General features: G+C 68.3%; 17 protein-coding genes and 1 tRNA gene. 11 read left to right on the top strand and 7 right to left on the bottom strand.

The annotated features are described in order from the left end of the window. Positions 1 to 2 precede the first annotated feature (2 nt). On the bottom strand, positions 3 to 803 hold the full coding sequence (locus HCX50_RS09895) for a DUF1206 domain-containing protein (RefSeq protein ID WP_167634107.1): 801 nt from the start codon (positions 801 to 803) through the stop codon (positions 3 to 5). Between the two features lie 64 nt (positions 804 to 867). After that, a complete protein-coding gene (locus tag HCX50_RS09890) occupies positions 868 to 1,503 on the bottom strand; it encodes a GyrI-like domain-containing protein (RefSeq protein ID WP_167634105.1) in 636 nt (211 codons plus the stop codon). Between the two features lie 309 nt (positions 1,504 to 1,812). On the opposite strand from HCX50_RS09890, the gene chvE reads away from it, so the two are divergent. The 5 genes from chvE to HCX50_RS09865 all read left to right on the top strand — a co-directional run bounded on the left by chvE (position 1,813) and on the right by HCX50_RS09865 (position 7,737). After that, the gene (gene chvE / locus HCX50_RS09885) at positions 1,813 to 2,964 is read left to right on the top strand and encodes a multiple monosaccharide ABC transporter substrate-binding protein (RefSeq protein WP_167634103.1); all 1,152 of its coding nucleotides are present in this window, start codon (positions 1,813 to 1,815) and stop codon (positions 2,962 to 2,964) included. A gap of 64 nt (positions 2,965 to 3,028) precedes the next feature. Beyond that, entirely contained in the window at positions 3,029 to 4,570 is a 1,542-nt protein-coding gene (mmsA, locus tag HCX50_RS09880; protein ID WP_029263766.1) for a multiple monosaccharide ABC transporter ATP-binding protein, read from the top strand. Then, positions 4,567 to 5,745: a multiple monosaccharide ABC transporter permease gene (mmsB, locus tag HCX50_RS09875; RefSeq protein ID WP_029263765.1), complete on the top strand. Its 1,179-nt coding sequence runs from the start codon at positions 4,567 to 4,569 to the stop codon at positions 5,743 to 5,745. Before mmsA ends, mmsB begins: the two co-directional genes overlap by 4 nt. A gap of 37 nt (positions 5,746 to 5,782) precedes the next feature. Further along, a complete protein-coding gene (locus HCX50_RS09870; protein WP_167634101.1) occupies positions 5,783 to 6,961 on the top strand; it encodes an ROK family transcriptional regulator in 1,179 nt (392 codons plus the stop codon). Further along, positions 6,958 to 7,737, top strand: coding sequence for an ATP-binding cassette domain-containing protein (locus tag HCX50_RS09865; RefSeq protein WP_167634099.1), 780 nt, complete (start codon positions 6,958 to 6,960; stop codon positions 7,735 to 7,737). The genes HCX50_RS09870 and HCX50_RS09865 overlap by 4 nt, the downstream gene beginning before the upstream one ends. A gap of 26 nt (positions 7,738 to 7,763) precedes the next feature. On the opposite strand, the gene HCX50_RS09860 is transcribed toward HCX50_RS09865, so the two are convergent. The 3 genes from HCX50_RS09860 to HCX50_RS09850 form a co-directional block, all read right to left on the bottom strand. Continuing rightward, the gene (locus HCX50_RS09860; protein WP_167634097.1) at positions 7,764 to 8,627 is read right to left on the bottom strand and encodes an AraC family transcriptional regulator; all 864 of its coding nucleotides are present in this window, start codon (positions 8,625 to 8,627) and stop codon (positions 7,764 to 7,766) included. An 82-nt stretch (positions 8,628 to 8,709) separates the two neighbouring features. Beyond that, on the bottom strand, positions 8,710 to 8,844 hold the full coding sequence (locus tag HCX50_RS09855; protein WP_081859865.1) for a methionine/alanine import family NSS transporter small subunit: 135 nt from the start codon (positions 8,842 to 8,844) through the stop codon (positions 8,710 to 8,712). Further along, entirely contained in the window at positions 8,841 to 10,463 is a 1,623-nt protein-coding gene (locus HCX50_RS09850; protein WP_091035651.1) for a sodium-dependent transporter, read from the bottom strand. The genes HCX50_RS09855 and HCX50_RS09850 overlap by 4 nt, the downstream gene beginning before the upstream one ends. A gap of 155 nt (positions 10,464 to 10,618) precedes the next feature. Here HCX50_RS09850 and HCX50_RS09845 point away from each other — a divergent pair, with 155 nt between their 5' ends. After that, positions 10,619 to 11,131, top strand: a complete 513-nt coding sequence (locus HCX50_RS09845; protein WP_091035654.1) for a hypothetical protein — start codon at positions 10,619 to 10,621, stop codon at positions 11,129 to 11,131. A 25-nt stretch (positions 11,132 to 11,156) separates the two neighbouring features. Here HCX50_RS09845 and HCX50_RS09840 read toward each other — a convergent pair whose 3' ends face one another. Beyond that, positions 11,157 to 11,831 (bottom strand): haloacid dehalogenase type II, encoded by a 675-nt coding sequence (locus tag HCX50_RS09840; protein WP_167634095.1) that lies wholly within the window; start codon positions 11,829 to 11,831, stop codon positions 11,157 to 11,159. Positions 11,832 to 11,889: 58 nt separating this feature from the next. Then, positions 11,890 to 11,978 (bottom strand) — tRNA-Ser (locus tag HCX50_RS09835). A gap of 186 nt (positions 11,979 to 12,164) precedes the next feature. On the opposite strand from HCX50_RS09835, the gene HCX50_RS09830 reads away from it, so the two are divergent. The 5 genes from HCX50_RS09830 to HCX50_RS09810 all read left to right on the top strand — a co-directional run bounded on the left by HCX50_RS09830 (position 12,165) and on the right by HCX50_RS09810 (position 19,490). Further along, on the top strand, positions 12,165 to 12,875 hold the full coding sequence (locus tag HCX50_RS09830) for a potassium channel family protein (RefSeq protein ID WP_167634093.1): 711 nt from the start codon (positions 12,165 to 12,167) through the stop codon (positions 12,873 to 12,875). Between the two features lie 170 nt (positions 12,876 to 13,045). Continuing rightward, positions 13,046 to 14,515, top strand: coding sequence for a DUF2252 domain-containing protein (locus HCX50_RS09825; RefSeq protein WP_167634091.1), 1,470 nt, complete (start codon positions 13,046 to 13,048; stop codon positions 14,513 to 14,515). Next, positions 14,512 to 15,240: an ion channel gene (locus tag HCX50_RS09820; protein ID WP_167634089.1), complete on the top strand. Its 729-nt coding sequence runs from the start codon at positions 14,512 to 14,514 to the stop codon at positions 15,238 to 15,240. The genes HCX50_RS09825 and HCX50_RS09820 overlap by 4 nt, the downstream gene beginning before the upstream one ends. Further along, positions 15,237 to 16,850, top strand: coding sequence for an MFS transporter (locus tag HCX50_RS09815; RefSeq protein WP_167634087.1), 1,614 nt, complete (start codon positions 15,237 to 15,239; stop codon positions 16,848 to 16,850). Before HCX50_RS09820 ends, HCX50_RS09815 begins: the two co-directional genes overlap by 4 nt. Positions 16,851 to 16,895: 45 nt before the next feature. Continuing rightward, entirely contained in the window at positions 16,896 to 19,490 is a 2,595-nt protein-coding gene (locus tag HCX50_RS09810) for an alpha-L-rhamnosidase (RefSeq protein WP_167634085.1), read from the top strand. The last annotated feature ends 14 nt before the right edge of the window (positions 19,491 to 19,504 follow it).

Below are 19,504 nucleotides of genomic sequence, written 5' to 3'. Positions count from 1 at the left end.
GCTCACATGCGGGCGAAGCGCGCCCGGGCGATGCAGAAGACCCCGTAGATCGCGAAGCCCGCGCCGACCGCTCCCAGCGCGAGTCCGCCGAGCGGCAGCTCCAGCAGACTGTGCAGCGCCGCATCGAGCCCCGCGCCCTTCTCCGGGTCCTGCGTCACCGCAGCGACCACGAACAGCACACCGGTCACGCCCACCGCGATGCCCTTGCCGAAGTAGCCGATCACCCCGAGCGTCACGATGCCACCGCGTGCGACTCCCGTCGGCAGATCGAGCAGTTTCTCGAAGCCGCGCGTGAAGCCGCCCACGACGAAGCCGATCCCCACGCCGACCACGGACAGCCCGATGACGACGAGCAGGGCGACGCCGCCCGGAGCGGAAAGCACCACGGAGCTGAGGGTCTTCGACGCCGTCTCCGAATCGGCGTTGCCACCCAGCGCGTAGATGAGGGCCATGCCCGCGACCACGAGGTAGGCGAGCGCGATGCCGAAGAGCTTCACACGCTGCCCCCACTTCTTCGTCTCGGCGGGGTCGGCGGCGAGGAACGCGCTCGCGATCTGCCACACGGCCAGAGCGATCAGCCCCGTGGCGACGAGCACGAGCAGCAATCCGCCGACCGGGTTGTTCCGGATCTGCTCCATCGCGCCGTCCTGGTCGGCGTCTCCCGACGCCCCCGCGGCGATGGTGATGGCGATCGCGCCGATGATGACGTGGATCAGGCCGAGGACGACAAACCCGACACGGGCGATGCGGCGGAAGGCGGTGGACCCCTTGGCGACGCGCGCAGCGTGCTTGACCGTGCTCATCATTGAAGGGTATCGCCGGCAGCGGACGCGGTGGAGGGGCTTGCTTTCCCGGCGCCTCTCGGCATCAGACGCTCGAAGACACGGGCTGCCGGAGGATGGTACGCAGCTTCGCCGGATCGGTGCGACGCAGGTCGCTCAGGTAGATCTCGTGATGCAGACCGCTCATCGTCAGACCGTGCTCGGGGATGAAGCGGTGATGCAGGTCGTCGAGGACCGGCCCCTCGTCGTCGAACGGACCGACGTGCAGAGTCTGCACGCTCGTCCCCTCGTCGAGGGTCTCGAGCCGCACGGCTCCGAGTGCAGGCACCGGCTCCTTCTTCTTCGCCGCTTTCTGCGCCACGGACTCCACCGCGTCGGCGAATATGGAAGGCGTGATGTGGTCGCCGACCATGATCATGAGCGTCCACTGCCAGGCCGACTTGTCTCGGTGGGTGGTGAACGACTCCATGTCGGATGCGTGCCAGAGTCCCTCGAGGGGCATCACCACCGTGTCGATGCCGAGCTCGTTTCGGCTGGCGAACTTGAGCGTGTAGGCCACAGGGAACAGGGCCGAGACCGCCTCCGAATAGGCCGGAGAGGTGTTCGGGTCTCCGGCGCCGTCGATCATCAGATACTGCATCGGCGGCACCTCGACGATGCGGAACTCACCCCGCTTCGCCCGATACGCGTCGAGGGTCTTCTTGGGGTCGATCGCCGCCATGACGTGCCTCCCTGGTTCCGTGCGCCCAGTGTGACACGAGGTGCAGACACGGGAGTCGGTCTCGCCGGAGTTACCTTCGAGTCTCGAAGGTAACTCCGGCCTTTTTCGTTCTTCGTCCGCAAATCTCCGGTCGTCCGGGAGAGTTCTGGGTCATCCAGCCATCTAACGTGGATCATCACGAAACGATCACGTTCCCTTGACTTCGAGTCTCGAACTCAAGAAAGTGATCCGAGGCGGATCCCGAATGGCCGGGACGCTGACCCTCCGGACTTCGGCCGGAGGACGCATTGCACAGCAAAGGAGCTCGGAATGAAGAAGAAGTATGCACTCGCGGCCCTCGGCCTCGCGGGAGTCCTCGCCCTCGCCGGTTGCGGCGGCGGCGGAGCCGGCTCCGCGGGCGGCGACACGAAGGCCTCCGGCGACAAGGGTGACCTGCTGATCGGCGTGTCCATGCCGACGCAGACCTCCGAACGCTGGATCGCCGACGGCACCGCCGTGCAGGAGGGGCTGGAGAAGGCCGGCTATCAGGTCGAGCTGCAGTACGCCGGCGACGACATCCCGACGCAGGGCCAGCAGATCGACCAGATGATCACCAAGGGCGCAGACCTCCTGGTCATCGCCGCGATCGACGGCACCGCGCTGTCGTCGCAGCTCGACGCCGCTGCGGCAGCGAAGATCCCGGTCATCTCCTACGACCGCCTCATCCGCGACAGCGAAAACGTCGACTTCTACGTGACGTTCGACAACTACAAGGTCGGCGTGCAGCAGGCCACCTCGCTGCTGGTCGGCCTCGGCGTGCTCGACGAGGACGGCAAGGACACCGGAGAGAAGGGCCCGTTCAACATCGAGCTCTTCGCCGGCTCGCTCGACGACAACAACGCGCACTTCTTCTGGCAGGGGGCGATGGACACGCTGCAGCCCTACATCGACGAGGGCGTGCTCTCGGTGCCGTCGGGTCAGACCGACATCGAGCAGGCGGCGATCCTGCGCTGGCAGCAGGAGACCGCGCAGAAGCGCATGGAGGATCTGCTCACCTCGACGTACGGCGGCGACACCAAGCTCGATGGAGTGCTCTCCCCCTACGACGGGATCTCGCGCGGCATCATCACGGCACTCCAGGGCACCGGCGGTTTCGGCGCGACCATCGCCGACGGTCTCCCGATCGTCACCGGACAGGATGCCGAGATCGGCTCCATCAGCCTGATCGATCAGGGCGTGCAGTTCGCGTCGATCTTCAAGGACACGCGCAAGCTCGCCGAGCAGTCGGTCGTCGTCGCGGAGGACATGCTCGAGGGCGAGGAGCCCGAGGCGAACGACACGGAGACCTACGACAACGGCGTGAAGGTCGTGCCGTCGTACCTCCTGCAGTCGGACATCGTCTACAAGGACAACATCACCCCGCTGCTGGTCGACTCGGGTTACTGGACCCAGGCCGAAGTCGACTCCGGCGTCGCCGAGTAATCATCGCTCCGGGGCGTGGCGTCGACACGACGTCACGCCCCTCTCGACGGAAAGGAGCCGGTTCATGACGACACCGGTACTGCAGATGCGGGAGATCGAGAAGAGCTTTCCCGGCGTCAAGGCGCTCCAGGGCGTCGACCTCGATGTCCGCCGCGGCGAGATCCACGCGATCTGCGGCGAGAACGGCGCGGGGAAGTCCACTCTCATGAAGGTGCTGTCGGGTGTCTACCCGCACGGTGCGTACGAGGGCGAGATCGTCTACGAGGGCGAAGAGGCGAAGTTCGGATCCATCAGCGACTCCGAGCACGTCGGCATCGTGATCATCCATCAGGAGCTCGCGCTGATCCCCTACCTCAGCGTCGCGGAGAACATCTTCCTCGGCAACGAGCGTCGGGGGGCGGGCGGGCTCATCGACTGGGACCGAGCGAACTCCGAGGCCTCGCAGCTGCTCGCCCAGGTCGGTCTCGACGAGAACCCCGCCACGCCGGTCGGCCAGCTCGGCGTGGGCAAGCAGCAGCTCGTCGAGATCGCGAAGGCACTGTCGAAGAACGTGCGCCTGCTCATCCTCGACGAGCCGACCGCCGCGCTCAACGACACCGACTCGGCGCACCTGCTCGACCTACTCCGGCGCCTGCGCGACGGCGGGATGACGTCGATCATCATCTCGCACAAGCTCAACGAGATCGACGCGATCGCCGACCGCACGACGATCCTCCGCGACGGCCGGTCCATCGAAACGCTCGACATGAGCGATCCGGCCTCGACGCAGGACCGGATCATCCGCGGCATGGTCGGGCGCGACCTCGCCCACCGCTTCCCGGAGCGGGTGCCGGAACTCGGCGAGGAGGTGCTGCGGATCGAGAACTGGACCGTGCATCACCCGACCCAGCCGGGACGGATCATGGTCGACGACGCCTCCCTCACCGTGCGCGCGGGAGAGGTCGTCGGCATCGCCGGGCTGATGGGCGCCGGACGCACGGAACTCGCCATGAGCGTCTTCGGCCGCACCTACGGGCGGAACGCGAAGGGACGAGTCCTCGTCCGCGGCAAAGAGGTCGACACGTCGACCACGAGCGCCGCCATCCGCGCCGGGATCGCCTACGCGACCGAGGATCGCAAGAAGTTCGGGCTGAACCTCATCGACGACATCCGCCACAACATCACCCTCGCGTCGCTGCGGATGATCAGCCCCGGCGGCTGGATCGACGCGAACAGGGAACTCCGGATCGCGGAGCAGTACCGCGCCGAGATGAACATCAAGACGCCCAGTGTGCTCCAGCTCGTGGGCAACCTCTCCGGCGGCAACCAGCAGAAGGTCGTGCTCAGCAAGTGGATCCAGACGGAGCCCGACGTGCTGATCCTCGATGAGCCCACGCGCGGCATCGACATCGGTGCCAAGTACGAGATCTACACCATCATCAACCGCCTGGTCGCGGCGGGGAAGGGCGTGCTCGTCATCTCGTCCGAGCTGCCCGAGCTGCTGGGCATCTGCGACCGCATCTACACCCTGGCCTTCGGCAGGATCACCGGCGAGCTGCCGGCCGCCGAGGCCACCCAGGAGAACCTCATGCAACTCATGACTGTCGAAAGGACGGCCGAACGATGACCGGCGTCACCAACCTGTTGAGCCTCGCCACGCGCAACCTGCGCCAGAGCGGCATCCTCGTCGCCTTCATCGCGATCGTGGCCTTCTTCGCCATCCTGAACCCGACGTTCCTCTCCCCGGGGAACCTCACGAACATCGTTTTGCAGTACTCCTACATCCTGATCCTCGCGATCGGCATGGTGATCGTCATCATCGCCGGTCACATCGACCTCTCGGTCGGCTCGGTCGTCGCCCTCACGGGTGCCACCGCCGCGGTCCTCGTGATCCGGATGCAGCTGCCCTGGTGGGTCGGCGTCATCGCCGCGCTGGTGGTCGGCCTCCTGGTCGGGGCATGGCAGGGCTTCTGGGTGGCGTTCGTCGGCATCCCGGCGTTCATCGTGACGCTCGCCGGCATGCTGCTCTTCCGCGGCCTGACCTTCATCGTGCTGGGCAACGTCTCGCTGTCGCCCTTCGGCGGCACCTATTACTCGATAGCCAACGGATTCTTCAACGGACTCTTCGGCGGCTACGGGGTCGACGTGTTCACCCTCGTGATCTTCGCCATCGGCGTGGGAGGCTATGCGGTGTGGCAGGTGCGCAGCCGACGCTCGAAGGTCGCACACCAGCAGTCGGTCGAGGCGCTGGGCTGGTTCATCCTGAAGATCGCCCTGATCGCCGCCGTCGTGATGTGGTTCGGCTACCAGCTGTCCACCAGCCGCGGTCTCCCCTTCGTACTCATCCTCCTCGCCGTGCTGATCATCGCCTACTCGGTCATTACGCAGAAGAGCGTGTTCGGGCGTCACGTCTACGCGATCGGCGGCAACCTGCACGCCGCCCTGCTGAGCGGCGTGAACGTGCGCCGGGTCAACTTCTGGATCTTCGTGAACATGGGACTGCTCGCCGGTGTCGCCGGAGTCGTCTTCTCCTCACGCACGAACGGCGCACAGCCGGGAGCCGGGAACATGTTCGAGCTCGACGCGATCGCCGCCTGCTTCATCGGCGGCGCCGCCGTCACCGGTGGCGTGGGGCGCGTCGGCGGAGCGATCGTCGGCGGTCTGATCATGGCGGTGATGAGCAACGGCATGCAGCTCATGGGTCTCGACCAGGCGACGCAGCAGGTCGTGAAGGGTCTGGTGCTCCTGATCGCTGTGGCGTTCGACGTTTGGAACAAGCGTCGGGCGGGTGCCGCACGCTGACCCCGGCGGTGCCGATCCCACGCGATATGCTCCCGCTATGAGCAGATGGTCGAGCGGTTCCCAATCGGGATTGCGCGAGGCCAACACGGCCAAGATCGTCGACGCGGTCAAGCGCTTCGGCGGGCTCACCCAGGTCGAGCTCGCCGAAGCGACCACCCTGTCGACGGCGACGGTGTCGGCGATCGTGAAGGAGCTCTCGCTCTCGGGCCTTGTGGAGACCCACCCCACCTCGCGGAGTGGCCGGCGCGCACAGCTGGTCACCATCGCTCGGCGTGCCGGGCTGGTGGCCGCCGTGCATATCGGAAGCCGCAGCATGCGGGTGCGTCTCAACGACGTCGGGCAGTCCGTGCTCGCCGACCGGTCGATGCCGCTGCCCGCCGACCACGCCGAGGACACTGTGCTCGATCGCATCACGCTCCTCATCATCGAGATGCTCGACATGATCGCGGCGCAGGCCGATGAGCTGATCGGCCTCTGCATCGCGATTCCGGCGCCCATCGACCCCGACACCGGTCTGGTCGCCTATCCCGGCGTCATGCGGCGGTGGGAATCGCAGCCCATCGCCGCGGTCGTCGAGCAGCGCCTCGGATGCCCGGTGCTGGTGGAGAAGGACGCCAACCTCGCCGCGCTCGCCGAGGCGACGCTCGGCACGGCTCGGGACGTCTCGGACAGTCTGTTCGTCAACGCCTCGTACACGACGAGCGCCGGCGTGATCATCGATTCGAAGCTCTACCGCGGACGCGGCGGCACGGCGGGGGAGATCGGGCACGTGCAGGTCGATCCCACCGGGTCCATCTGCCCCTGTGGTCAGCGCGGCTGCCTCGAGACCGTCGTCGGAGCTGAGGCGGTCACGGCACCGCTGCGGGCCGCCTACGGCCAGGTCACCTTCAAGGACGTCATCGCCCGCGCCGCCGCCGGCGACCCTGGCTGCGCGCGAGTCGTGTCCGATGCGGGTACGACGCTCGGCCGCGTGGTCGCGGGTGTCTGTCAGACGCTCGACCCCGAGATCATCACGATCGGCGGTGAGCTGACCGACGCCGGCCCGGTCTTCCTGCTGCCGTTCGCCGCGGCGCTGCGCGAGCATGCGCCACAGCGGCGCGCTCCTCGCCGCGAACCGATCCCCGCGTCGTTCGGCAAGGACACGGTGCTCGTCGGCGCGACCATCCACATCCTGCAGTCGACCGACCCCTCCCAGCTTCTCGAGGGACGCCCATGACTCTCTCGGCGTCGCAGGCGGAGCCGCTGCTCACCCTGAGCGGCATCACGAAGCGCTTCGGCGCCGTCGAGGCGCTCACCGACGTCGACTTCACGGTGAACGCCCGTGAAGTGGTCGGTCTCGTGGGCGACAACGCCGCGGGCAAGTCGACGCTGGCCAAGGTCATCGCGGGTGCTCTCACCCCGACCTCCGGCGAGATCCGCATCAACGGCGAGCGCGTCGACATCTCCTCCCCCGCCGAGGCGAACCGACTCGGCATCGCGACGGTCTTCCAGGACCTCGCCGTCTGCGAGAACCTCGACGTCACGGCGAACGTCTTCCTCGGACGCGAGCTGCGCACCTCCAAGGGCATGCTGCGCGAGGGCGAGATGGAGAATGCGACCCGGCAGGCGCTGACCGATCTGGCGGCCAACATCCCGTCGACCCGCACGCCGCTCAACTCCCTGTCCGGCGGCCAGCGACAGGCCGTGGCGATCGCGCGAACGCTCATCAGCCAGCCCCGGCTGGTCGTGCTCGACGAGCCGACCGCCTCGCTCAGCGTCGCGCAGACCGCCGACGTGCTCACCCACATCGAGCAGCTGCGCGAGCTCGGACTCGGCGTCGTGTTCATCAGTCACAACATCGCCGACGTGCAGGCGGTGTCCGACCGGGTCGAGGTGCTGCGGCATGGCCGCAACAACGGCAGCTTCTCCAGCCAGGATGCCGCCTACTCCGACCTCATCGCTGCGATCATCGGCACCTATCGCCCGCCGAGGAAGGGCGATGCCCCGCGCTGAGCGATCTCCACGCGGGGCACCTGGGTTCAGCCCTGTTCGACCGGCAGCCAGAGCTCGCACGACGCGAAGTCGCCGGTGAATTCGAGGTAGCGCACGATCGAGGGGCCGGGCCGCAGCCGCCACGGGTTCGAGGGGAACCACTCGGTCGCCGTGGCCGCCCACAGGTTCTGCAGCGTCGCCGGGAACGGACCCCGCGCGGCGAAAACCGCCCAGGACCCTTCGTCGAGGCGCAGGGAATCGAGGTCGTCGGGCACCGCGGTGGTGTCCTGCAGCGCGACGCCGTGCAGATACGTGAGCAGTGTGCCCTCCGGCGCATCCGGCTCGACATCGGCGGTGACCGCGAGGATCCCCGCCGGTTCGGCGTCGGCGAGCGCCTTGAGGCGCTCGTGCTCCTCGGGCGGGATCGCGGTGATGTGCGCCTGGATGTGCGGGTTGACGCCCTCGTGGATCAGCGGGACCTCGGCGGCGTGGCCGGCGAGGACGAATGCGGGACGGTGGGTGATGGTGACGTCCATCGGGGTGCTCCCTTCGACGCTCAGGCGGAACCGGAGCGTGTGTTGTGTATGGAGAGGACCCCCATCTCGGCGCGCGTCGGCCGGGCCGATGCCGTGCACAGCACGGAAGGCACGGGCGAAAGCCTCGACCGAGCCGTACCCGTGGCGCACGGCCACATCGAGCAGACTCGAGGCGCCGGCGGCGAGTTCCGCCCCGGCGAGCGTCATGCGACGGCGCCGCACGTACTCCGAGAGCGGCATGCCGGCCAGCGCCGAGAACATCCGACGCAGGTGGTATTCGGTCGTGCCGTGCTCGCGTGCGAACCCGGCGACGTCGATCTCGTCGGAGCGGCTGGCTTCGACGCGGTCGACCAGGGCGTTGAGCGTTCCGATCATGAGGTCCTCCTTTCCCCACCATCGTCGCCGCGCCAGCGCCGCCGGCACCCGACTTCTCCGGTCGGATGCGATCGGCTCCCCGTCAGAGTTCGACGGGCGGTGCCGGCTCGTTCTCGGCGGCCTCGGGATGACGGGCGAGATTCACGATCGCGGCGACGAGGCCGCCCCAGATCGTGACCATGGCGATGATCATCATGACGATCGCTGTCGTGGTCATGCGCGTTCTCCCTTCTCCGGCGTCGCGACGATCGGAACAGCCGACGTCTCCGCATCCGGCTCGTACTGCTCCTCGACCAGGAACTCGTCGTACTCCGGGTCGTCCTTCGCGTGCGAGCGTCCGCTCCACGGCAGCGCCGACAGCAGCAGCGCCAACACGACCAGGGCGATCACCATGCCCCAGCCGAAGATCGCGAGGAACCACCCCGGGTACCCGCTGTACGGCTCGTTGATCTTCGCCATGAGCTCGCTGACGAGCAGGTAGCCGAGCACGAGCGGCGCGAGCACGCCGACGAGCAGCTTCCAGAGCAGTCCGACCCGGAAGCTGGAGCGGCGATTGAGGTGCTCGACGAACACCGGGAGCTTGTGCAGCAGCCACGCCACGATGATCACCGCCACCAGCGCGACGGCCATGATGCCGAACGCATTGACGAAGGCATCCGCCGTATCGAGCACGGAGAGCGCCGTGGTGGTCGAGAACAGCGCCATCGAGACGATCGCGAGCGGGATGGCCACCGTGAGCGTCGTGCGCACGCGCGCCCAGCCCAGCTTGTCCTGCAGCGCGGCGACGATCACTTCGAGGATCGAGATGAGTGAGGTGACCCCCGCGAACACGAGCGCGCCGAAGAACAGCACACCGATGATCGAGCCCCCGGTGGCCTGAGAGACGATCGTCGGAAAGGCGATGAACGCCAGCCCGATGCCCGAGGACGCGACGCCGGCGACCTCGGTCCCCTGTGCCTGCGCCATGAACCCGAGTGCGGCGAAGACGCCGATACCGGCGAGGATCTCGAAGCCGGAGTTGGCGAAAGCCACGACCAGCCCGGATCCGGTGAGGTCGGTCTTGCGCTTCAGATAGGAGGAATAGGTCACCATGATGCCGAAGGCGACCGACAGCGAGAAGAAGATGTGCCCATAGGCGGAGGCCCAGACGCCCGGGTCGGCGAGCGCCTCCCAGTTCGGGGTGAAGAACGCGTTCAGACCTTCCATCGCACCGGGGAGGAAGAGCGACTGCACCACGAGGATCGCGAACATCACGGTGAGCAACGGCATCAGGATCATGTTCGCGCGGCCGATGCCGCGCTTCACGCCGAGCGCCATGATCACGATCACGATCAGCCAGACCACGACCAGGGGGATGCCGACCTGCGGCACGAACTCGGTCGAGACGCCGACCTCCGCGACGTCCGCCGACCGCAGGAAGTCGATGAAGAAGAAGTCGTTCTCGTTGCCCGGCCCCCAGGTGAGCTGGGCCGAGAACCACGTGTACATGGCCGCCCAGGCGATGATCACCGCGTAGTACACCGCGATCACGACGCAGATGAGGACCTGCCACCAGCCGAGAGGCTCGGCCGCCCTGTGCATGCGGCGGAACGCCAGCGGCGCCGACCCGCGGAACCGATGCCCGATCGCGTAGTCGAAGAACAGCAGCGGGATGCCGGCGGTCAGCAGCGCGCACAGATAGGGGATGAGGAAGGCCCCACCGCCGCCCTCATAGGCGACATAGGGGAACCGCCAGATGTTCCCGAGGCCGACCGCAGATCCGATCGCCGACAGGATGAACACGTTCCGCGATCCGAAAGCCTCGCGTTTATGGGTCTGCGTCGATGCGGTGGCCATGCCGGTGAGACTACCGGAGGGCCACGACGAACGCAGCGCACCTCGTCGGCGTCGCCCGCACCCCTGGTGCCCCTTCACATTCGGCGTTCAGAATTTGTGAACCGCGATCACATACTCTCGAACGGTCGGGGGATCTCTGGGGAGAGCGAATAGCCATGAACGTGAACGACCTGCTCATCGGCGTACCCGGCGCGCTTCCGCCACTCCCGGACGGGGAGAATCCGTTCCTGACGGATGATGCGCTGGTGGGCTCCCAGATCACACGGATCCTCGTCGATGTGCTCGGCGGAACCGTCGGTGTGCTCCTGGAGCTGGGACAGTCGACACGTCTGCGTGGCACCACCGCACTGCTGCGGGTGACCGGCGTGGTGCAGCAGAACTGGCGCAGCACGCCGACGGCGAACGAGTTCACCGCCTGGTCGATCTCCGGGCTGACCGTGCACCAGCGCGAGAACGAGTTCCAGGTCGTGATCGACTGCTTCCCGGTCGGAGCCCTGCTGGTGGTGGGCGCTGCGGCCGACTTCACCCTTCTCCACGCAGTGGCGCCCGATGTCGCACCACCGGATGACCATTTCGACCCGCGCGCGCTGATCCGCTTCGGCATCGCGGACGAGTCGACGGAGGTCGAGCCCATCGGCAGCGCGCGCTCGGCGGGCGGCTGCTGCTGAGAGAAGAGGATCGATGCGCCGCACTCTAGATGAGCGCGGCGGCTAACTGGTGCAGTCCGTCGAACCGACCGTCGAACCCGTCTGACGGAGTCGGCGGGTCCCCCACCGGGCGTCGCACGTATGCGGTGCGCATTCCCACCGCCTGCGCGCCCCGCAGATCCCAGGCATGGGCCGCGACCATCAGCGCTCGCGACGGATCACCGCCCGCCGCTTCCACCGCCAGAGCGTAGACCTCGGGGGCAGGCTTGTAGGCGCGGACAGCGTCCGCCGACAGCGCCAGATCCCATTCGAGGCCGGCGTGCGCTCCCAGCCGATGCAGCGTCTTCGTCGTCGCGTTCGACAGCCCGAGCACGCGGAACCTCTGCGCGAGTCGCGCGACACCGTCGGCGGAGTCGTCCCAGGGTGGAAGCCGCTCAGCCGCAGCTGCCAGGCGGCCGATGCGAGCCTGGTCGTCGAGACCCGCCGCTTCAGCCACCTGCAGCGCTGCCTCGCGATCGAGAGTCTCGGTGTCGGCGTAGTCGCGTTCGCTCCGCCCGATGCGAGCCTGTTCGCGTTCGATGTGACCCTGCCAGATGCCGAGCAGCGCCTCGGAGTCGGAAGGTGGACCCGCCGCTTCGACGATGGCGGTGCGAAGGCCGCGGGGTTCGTCGACGAGGGTGCCGAGCACGTCGAAGACGACAGTCGTGATGTCGCGGAACATGCTCTCGAGTCTGCCGTGAACGACAGACGACCGGGGCCGCAAGCGAGGAAAGAAAGTGCGGAGACGAGGGGATTTGAACCCCTGGTCCCCGTGAGGGGACTCCACCTTAGCAGGGTGGTGCACTCGGCCGGACTATGCGACGTCTCCGTGGATCCGACCCGAAGATCGGATGCACTCAGCCATCATAACGGGTTCGGCGGGCAGTCTCGAACCGGGGCCGCGGTTCCCCTTCCGGCCGACGCGCACTCGCCCTGAGAGGGGATGCACCCCGGCGCTGGGATACTGGCCGCACATCGTGGACGACGGCGTCCACCGCACCGAAGTGGAGTCGCCATGCCCCCGAATGAAGCGGTGGACGAGCAGCACGTCAGAGGTCGGCTCGGCCGCCGATGGGATGACCGCGCCCTCGGGTACGGAATCGTCCTCGTCCTGCTCATCGTGTCGTACGGCCTGTGCGCGATACAGCCCAGCACCGACCCGAGCCCGTGGGCCTTCCTCCCCATGCTTGCGACGGTCGCCATGGTCTTTCATGTGACCCGGGCCCGCCGCCTGGTGCAGCGGGTCTCCTGGGTCGTGCTCTCCGTCGCCGGGGTCACCGCCGTCTTCGCCGACCTCTTCGGACTCGAAGGACCATTGCTCGCCATCCCACTCTCGGCCGCCTCGATGATCGCGCTGCTCGTCGCCCCGTGGGTCGTCATCGCCCACCAGGTGACCCGGCGCGGCCTCAATCTGGAGGCGCTGCTGGCGGCGATCACCGCCTACATCCTCGTCGGCATGTTCTTCGCCTTCGTGTACAACCTGATGTCGCAGATCTCGGCGGACCCGCTGTTCGGCGAGGAGAGTCTCGACTCGCTCGGCAATCAGTTGTTCTTCTCCTTCACGGCGCTCACCACGACCGGTTACGGAAATCTCGTGCCGGTCGGTACCGGCGGCCAGGCGGTCGCCATCGCCGAGGGCATCACCGGTCAGCTGTTCCTGATCACGGCGGTCGCACGGATCATGCGGGGCGCGAGCGCGAAGCGCGCCACCACCAGCGACGCCTGAGGGGCGAGGCGGTCCGCCCCACGCCCTCGCCCGAAAAGGGTGACGTGCACCACGTCGAGCCCGTCGTGCACTGCCACGATGAGCGATGCGACGCCGCCCGCACCCGACCCCGGGGATCCGCCCCGGTCACCCGGATCCCGCGCCGTCATCAGACGGGTGCGAGGTGCGACATGGCCAGTGACCGAAACGCCGACGGGCGCGACGACTTCGCGGCGCCGGATGCGGTGGCGCCGGAGTTCGTCGTCCGACGAAACCGCGGCCGCGACGCGCGCACCCGCGCACCCCGCTCGCAGCAGGGGCCGTGGCTTCCGGGCGCGGACCGCCCCGACCCGGTCGCGCTGCTCGAGGGGCAGGCCACGACCCGCGATCGCGACATCGTGCCCCTGCGATACGAGCGGATGTCCGCCTCGCCGTTCGCCTTCTTCCGGGGCTCCGCACTGCTGATGGCGTCGGACCTCGCCACCGCGGCGCATACCGGCATCACGGTGCAGCTGTGCGGCGACGCCCACCTGTCGAACTTCGGCCTGTTCGGCACGCCGGAGCGTCGGCTGCTCTTCGACATGAACGACTTCGACGAGACATTCCCCGGGCCGTTCGAGTGGGACCTGAAGCGGCTGGCGACGAGCTTCGCGGTGGCCGGACGCCATCGCGGATTCACGGCGGCCGAGATCGAGGCGTGCGTCCGCGCCTCGGTCATCGGGTATCGGAAGACCATGCGGCGAGCGGCCGACGCCCCGGTGCTCGACGCCTGGTACGAACGGTTCGATGCCGACAGCGCACGCAGACGCATCCGTGCCGAACGAGACCGGCGACGCGCAGACGACGAGACGGTCGCGCGGCTTGACGCGGCCGTGAAGAAGGCGCGCAAGCGCCACCGGATGCGCTCGTTCGCGAAACTGGTGCAGGTCGTGGACGGCCGGCTGAGGATCATCTCGAACCCGCCGCTGGTGACGCCGGTCGAAGATCTCCTTCCCGGAGCCGTTCAGGATCGCGACGAGGTCGGCATCATGCGCGATCTCCTCGCGGCGTATCAGGACACGCTGCCGGGCGACCGGCATCCGATCTCCGAGTACCGCTACCGACACATGGCCAGGACGGTCGGCGGGATCGGCAGCGTCGGCACGCGCGCCTGGATCATCCTCCTCAGCGGCAGAGACGACAGAGATCCCCTGCTGCTGCAGGCGAAGACCGCACAGCCGTCGGTGCTCGAACGGTTCCTCGGCCCTGGCACCCACGACAGCGAGGGAGAACGGGTCGTGCGCGGGCAACGGCTCATGCAGGCAGCCAGCGACCTCTTCCTCGGCTGGCAGCGGGTGACCGGCACCGACGGCGTCACGCGCGACTTCTATGTGCGCCAGCTCCACGACTGGAAGGGCGGGATCGATCCGGAGACGATGACCCCGAGAGGGGCTGCGCTCTACGCGCGCATCTGCGGCGAGACCCTCGCACGCGGGCACGCGAGGAGCGGAGACCGCCTCGAGGTCGCCGGCTACCTCGGCCGGGGCCGGGCGTTCGAAGAGGCGATCTGCGCCTTCGCCGATGCCTACGCCGATCAGAACGAGGAGGACTACGCGACCTTCCTCGCTGCCCGCGCCTCCGGGCGACTGCCGACGATGGGCACCGGGGAGCCGGGACGGTGAGCGCCTCCGCACGGACAGCGAGGTCCCGCGTCGAGCAACGGCGCCCCGATCTGCTCTTCAGCGGGGCATCCGGGTATGCGGTCGTCGCCGCCCTGGTCGTCGTGTCGTATGCGCTGTGCGCCGCGCAGCGTGGCCCCAACCCGAGCCCGTGGGCCTTCCTGGTGACCCTCATGACGGTCGCCGTGGTCTTCCGGGTCACCGCCGCGCCCCGCATGGTGCAGCACGTGGCGTGGGTGATCCTGTCGGCCGCCGGGGTGGCCACGATCGTGGCGACGCTCCTCGGCGCGAGCGGCCACATCCTCGACATCGCGTTCTCCGCCGCGACGATGATCGCGCTGCTCGCATCCCCCGTCGCGATCATCGGGGACCAGGTGAAGCGCCGCGGGCTCAATGCCGAGGCACTGCTGGCGGCCGTCACCGCTTATGTGCTGGTCGGCCTGTTCTTCACCTTCGTCTTCAATCTGCTCTCCCTCGTCTCCCCCGAGCCGATGTTCGGCGGCCCCGACGACGACTCCCTCGCCAACCAGCTCTTCTTCTCCTTCACCACACTCACGACGACCGGCTACGGCAATCTCGTTCCCGCGAATGCGACGTCTCAGGCGGTCGCCGTCGCCGAGGCGATCACCGGTCAGTTGTTCCTCATCACCGCCGTCGCCCGCATCATGCGCGGTGCCGGAGCGAACACCACCACCGCCGCCCCCGCACCATCGAAGGAGTCGTCATGAAGAGATGGGGCGTCATCGCCGTCCTCGGATCTGCCCAGTTCGTGATGGTCCTCGACGGCACCGTGATGAACGTCTCGATCTCGACCGTGGTCACCGACCTCGACACCACCGTCGCCGCGATGCAGGGCGCCATCACCTTCTACACGCTCACGATGGCCGCATTCATGCTGCTGGGCGCGAAGCTCGGCGACGTGTGGGGGCGCCGCAGGGCGTTCGTGATCGGGTCGTGCGTATACGCCGCCGGCTCGCTGATCACGGCACTCAGTCCGAACGTGCAGTTCCTGTTCCTCGGCTGGTCGATCGTCGAAGGACTCGGTGCCGTGCTCGTCATCCCGGCGATCGCGGCGCTCGTCGCGGACAACTATGTCGGTCGCGAGCGGATCACCGCCTTCGCGATCATCGGCGCCGTCTCCGGCGCGGCCGTCGCTGCCGGGCCGCTGATCGGCGGATTCGTGACGACGTACCTCGACTGGCGCTACGTGTTCGTCGCCGAGGTCTTCATCATGATCGGCGTGGTGCTGTGCGCGCGGATCGTCACGGATCCGACGCCGAGGCAGAGTGTGCGCATCGACATCCTCAGCGTCGCGCTCTCTTCGCTCGGACTCGTGGCCGTGGTGTTCGGCATGCTGCAGAGCAAGACGTGGGGGTGGGTCCTTCCCCTGAATCCGCCCGTCGTCGGCGGTGTCGTGATCGCGCCGCTGGGCATCTCCCCCGCCGCATGGCTGATCGTGCTCGGGGTCGTCCTGCTCGCGCTGTTCCTCTCCCGGCAGCGGCGCCTCGAACGCACCGGCCGCGCACCGCTCGTACATGTCGGGATGTTCGCGATCCGCTCCCTCCGCAGCGGGCTGTCGGTGCTCGGTGCGCAGTACACGGTCACCGCCGGCCTGTTCTTCATGGTGCCGGTGTACCTGCAGATGACGCTCGGACTCGACGCTCTGGAGACCGGAATCCGGATCTTCCCGCTCTCGATCGCCCTCGTGCTGTTCTCCATCGTCGGCACCCGGCTCTCGCGCATGCTGTCTCCGCGCACGATCGTGCGGATCGGTCAACTGGTGCTCGTCGTCAGCGCGCTCATCCTGCTCGGCTCCGCCACCAGCGATCTGCGCAGCGGATTCTTCGCCACCGGGATGTTCCTCGCCGGCGCCGCGCTCGGGCTGCTCGCCTCGCAGCTCGGCAACGTGAACATGTCGAGTGTGACCGAGAAAGAGACGAGCGAGGTCGGCGGCCTGCAGGGAGTGTTCCAGAACCTCGGCTCGTCGCTGGGAACGGCGCTCATCGGCTCGATCCTCATCGGGGCGCTGTCGACGTCGTTCGCCTCGGGGGTGGCGGCGAGCGACCTGCCCGACGCCACGAAGACGACCGTGGCAGCCGCGACGGAGCACGGCGTGACGATCGTGCCCGCCGCGGACGTCGCCGCCATCGCCGAGAAAGCCGGCCTGAGCGACGCGGATGCTGACACCCTCGCGACGGTCTACCGCGACTCTCAGCTGTCGTCGCTGCGCATCGCCTTCTTCGGGCTGATCCTGATCAGCCTCTTCTCGCTGCTCTTCTCGAAGGGGATACCGAGCGCGAAGGACGTGCATCGACCCCGTCGAGAGACGACGGTCTGAGGCCTGAGCGGGCGCGAGGAGGGGCCATCCGCAAGGATGAACACCATGACGACCGTCTCCGCGCCGCGCATCGAACACCACCGGGAGCCACTCGGCATCGGCGAATCCCGCCCGCGACTGAGCTGGACGCTCAGCGACGCTCCCCGCGCTTGGAGCCAGCAGGCGTACGCGATCACCGTGGTCGGCCCCGCGGGAGAGGAAACCGTCGAGGTCGCCTCCGCCGAGCAGGTGCTGGTGCCCTGGCCGAGCCGCGCGCTCGATTCTCGGGATCGCGTCGCCGTGCGCGTCGCGGTGCAGGGTGCCGACGGCAGCTGGTCCGACCCGAGCCCGGAGACGTGGCTGGAGACGGGTCTGCTGCACCCGGAGGACTGGTCCGCGCGGCCGGTCGGACTGGAGCTCGACGAGAATCCGGAGAGCGATGCCCGTCGGGCGACTCTTGTGCGGCGGGGATTCCTCATCGACGGCGAGATCGCCCGCGCGCGGCTGTACGCCACCGCGCACGGCCTGTACGACGCCGAGATCAACGGCATCCGCGTCGGCTCCGACACCCTCTCACCGGGCTGGACGGTCTATCGCGAGCGACTCCGCTACTACACGTACGACGTGACGGACCTGCTGCGCGACGGCGAGAACGCGCTCGGCGCCTGGCTCGGCGACGGCTGGTACCGAGGTCGACTCGGTTGGCGGGGCGGTCGCCGCAACATCTTCGGCGGGGACCTGTCGTTCCTCGGCCAGCTGGAGATTACCTACACCGACGGAACACGTCAGACCCTCGCGACGGACGACACCTGGGAGGGCGCGCCCTCCCCGATCCTCCGTTCCGGCATCTACGACGGGGAGGACCACGACGCGCGGCAGGAGCTGCCGCGCTGGTCGACCGCCGCATTCGACGACAGCGGCTGTATGCCGGTCACCGTGCGCGATCGCGACCCGCGCACCCTCGTGGCGCCGACCGGACCGCCCGTCCGAGTGACCGAAGCCGTCGCGCCCATCGCCGTGCTCACCTCACCGAGCGGGGCACGCATCCTCGACTTCGGCCAGAACATGGTCGGACGGGTGCGCATCCGCGTCACGGGACCGCGGGGCTCGACCGTCACACTCCGCACGGCCGAGGTGCTGCAGGAAGGCGAGATCTACACGCGTCCACTGCGCAGCGCCCGAGCCACCGACCACTACACGCTGGCCGGGCGCCCCGACGGCGAGGAGTGGGAGCCGCGGTTCACGTTCCACGGCTTCCGCTACGTCGAGGTCGACGGCTGGCCGGGCGACCTCGATGTGGACGCCGCCGCCGGCGCGCTCACCGCGCGCGTGCTGCACACCGACCTCGAGCGCACCGGCTGGTTCGCCTGCTCGGACCCGCTGGTCGAGCAGCTGCACCGCAACGTCGTCTGGGGCATGCGGGGCAACTTCGTCGACATCCCGACCGACTGTCCGCAGCGCGACGAGCGCGTCGGGTGGACGGGCGATATCCAGGTGTTCGGCCCGACCGCGTCGACGCTGTTCGACGTCTCGGGAATGCTCTCCGGCTGGCTGCGCGACGTGGAGGCGGACCAGCTTCCCGACGGGACGGTCCCCTGGTTCGTCCCCGTCATCCCGACCCACAAGGTGTGGGATCCGATCCGGCCCGGCGCCGCGTGGGGTGACGTCGCGACCCTGCTGCCCTGGACTCTCTTCCAGCGCTTCGGCGACGTCGGTGTTCTGGCTGCCCAGTTCGAGAGCGCCCGGCGATGGGTCGACAAGATCGAATCGGTCGCCGGCCCCGACCGGCTGTGGAACGAGGGCTTCCAGTTGGGCGATTGGCTCGACCCCGCAGCTCCTCCGCAGGACCCGGGCAATGGGCGAACCGACCGCTATCTGGTCGCGACCGCCTACTTCGCGCGATCGGCGCGCGCCGTCGCCGACATGGCTCGCGTGCTCGACCGCTCAGCGGATGCGGACCGGTACGCCGCTCTCGCCGCGGAGGTCGCAGCAGCCTTCCGTGCCGCGTACGTGAAGCCCGACGGCACGATGCCCTCGGATGCGCAGACCGCCTACGCGCTCGCCATCGCGTTCGATCTACTCCCTGACCCTGCCCAGCGCGCGAAAGCGGGTGATCGTCTCGCCGAACTCGTCCATGCCGACGGCAACCGCATCGCGACGGGCTTCGTCGGCACTCCCCTCGTGTGCGACGCCCTCACCCTCACCGGCCACGTCGACACCGCATACGACCTGCTGCTCGAGAAGGACTGCCCGTCCTGGCTGTATCAGGTCGTGCAGGGGGCGACGACGATCTGGGAGCGGTGGGATGCACTGCTTCCGGACGGTTCGGTCAACCCGGGGACCATGACCTCGTTCAACCACTACGCGCTGGGAGCGGTCGCCGACTGGCTGCACCGCAGTGTCGCCGGGCTCGCCCCCGCCGAGCCCGGCTACCGACGCATCCGGTTCGCGCCCCGACCAGGGGGCGGGCTGACCCATGCGTCGGCGACACAGCTCACCCCGTACGGCAAGGCGTCGATCTCGTGGCGCGTCGAGCAGGACGAACTGCAGGTCGACCTCGTCGTGCCCGTCGGTGCGACCGCCGAGCTCGACCTTCTGGGCTCGGACGTCGAGGAACTCGGGCACGGCCCCCATACGCGCTCGGTGCCACTGTCGGGGTGACTGCCGGCCGTGAG

The sequence above is a fragment of the Microbacterium sp. B19(2022) genome (assembly GCF_012030385.1).
GTDB lineage: Bacteria > Actinomycetota > Actinomycetes > Actinomycetales > Microbacteriaceae > Microbacterium > Microbacterium oxydans_B.
This window is presented reverse-complemented; position numbering and strand designations above follow the sequence as displayed.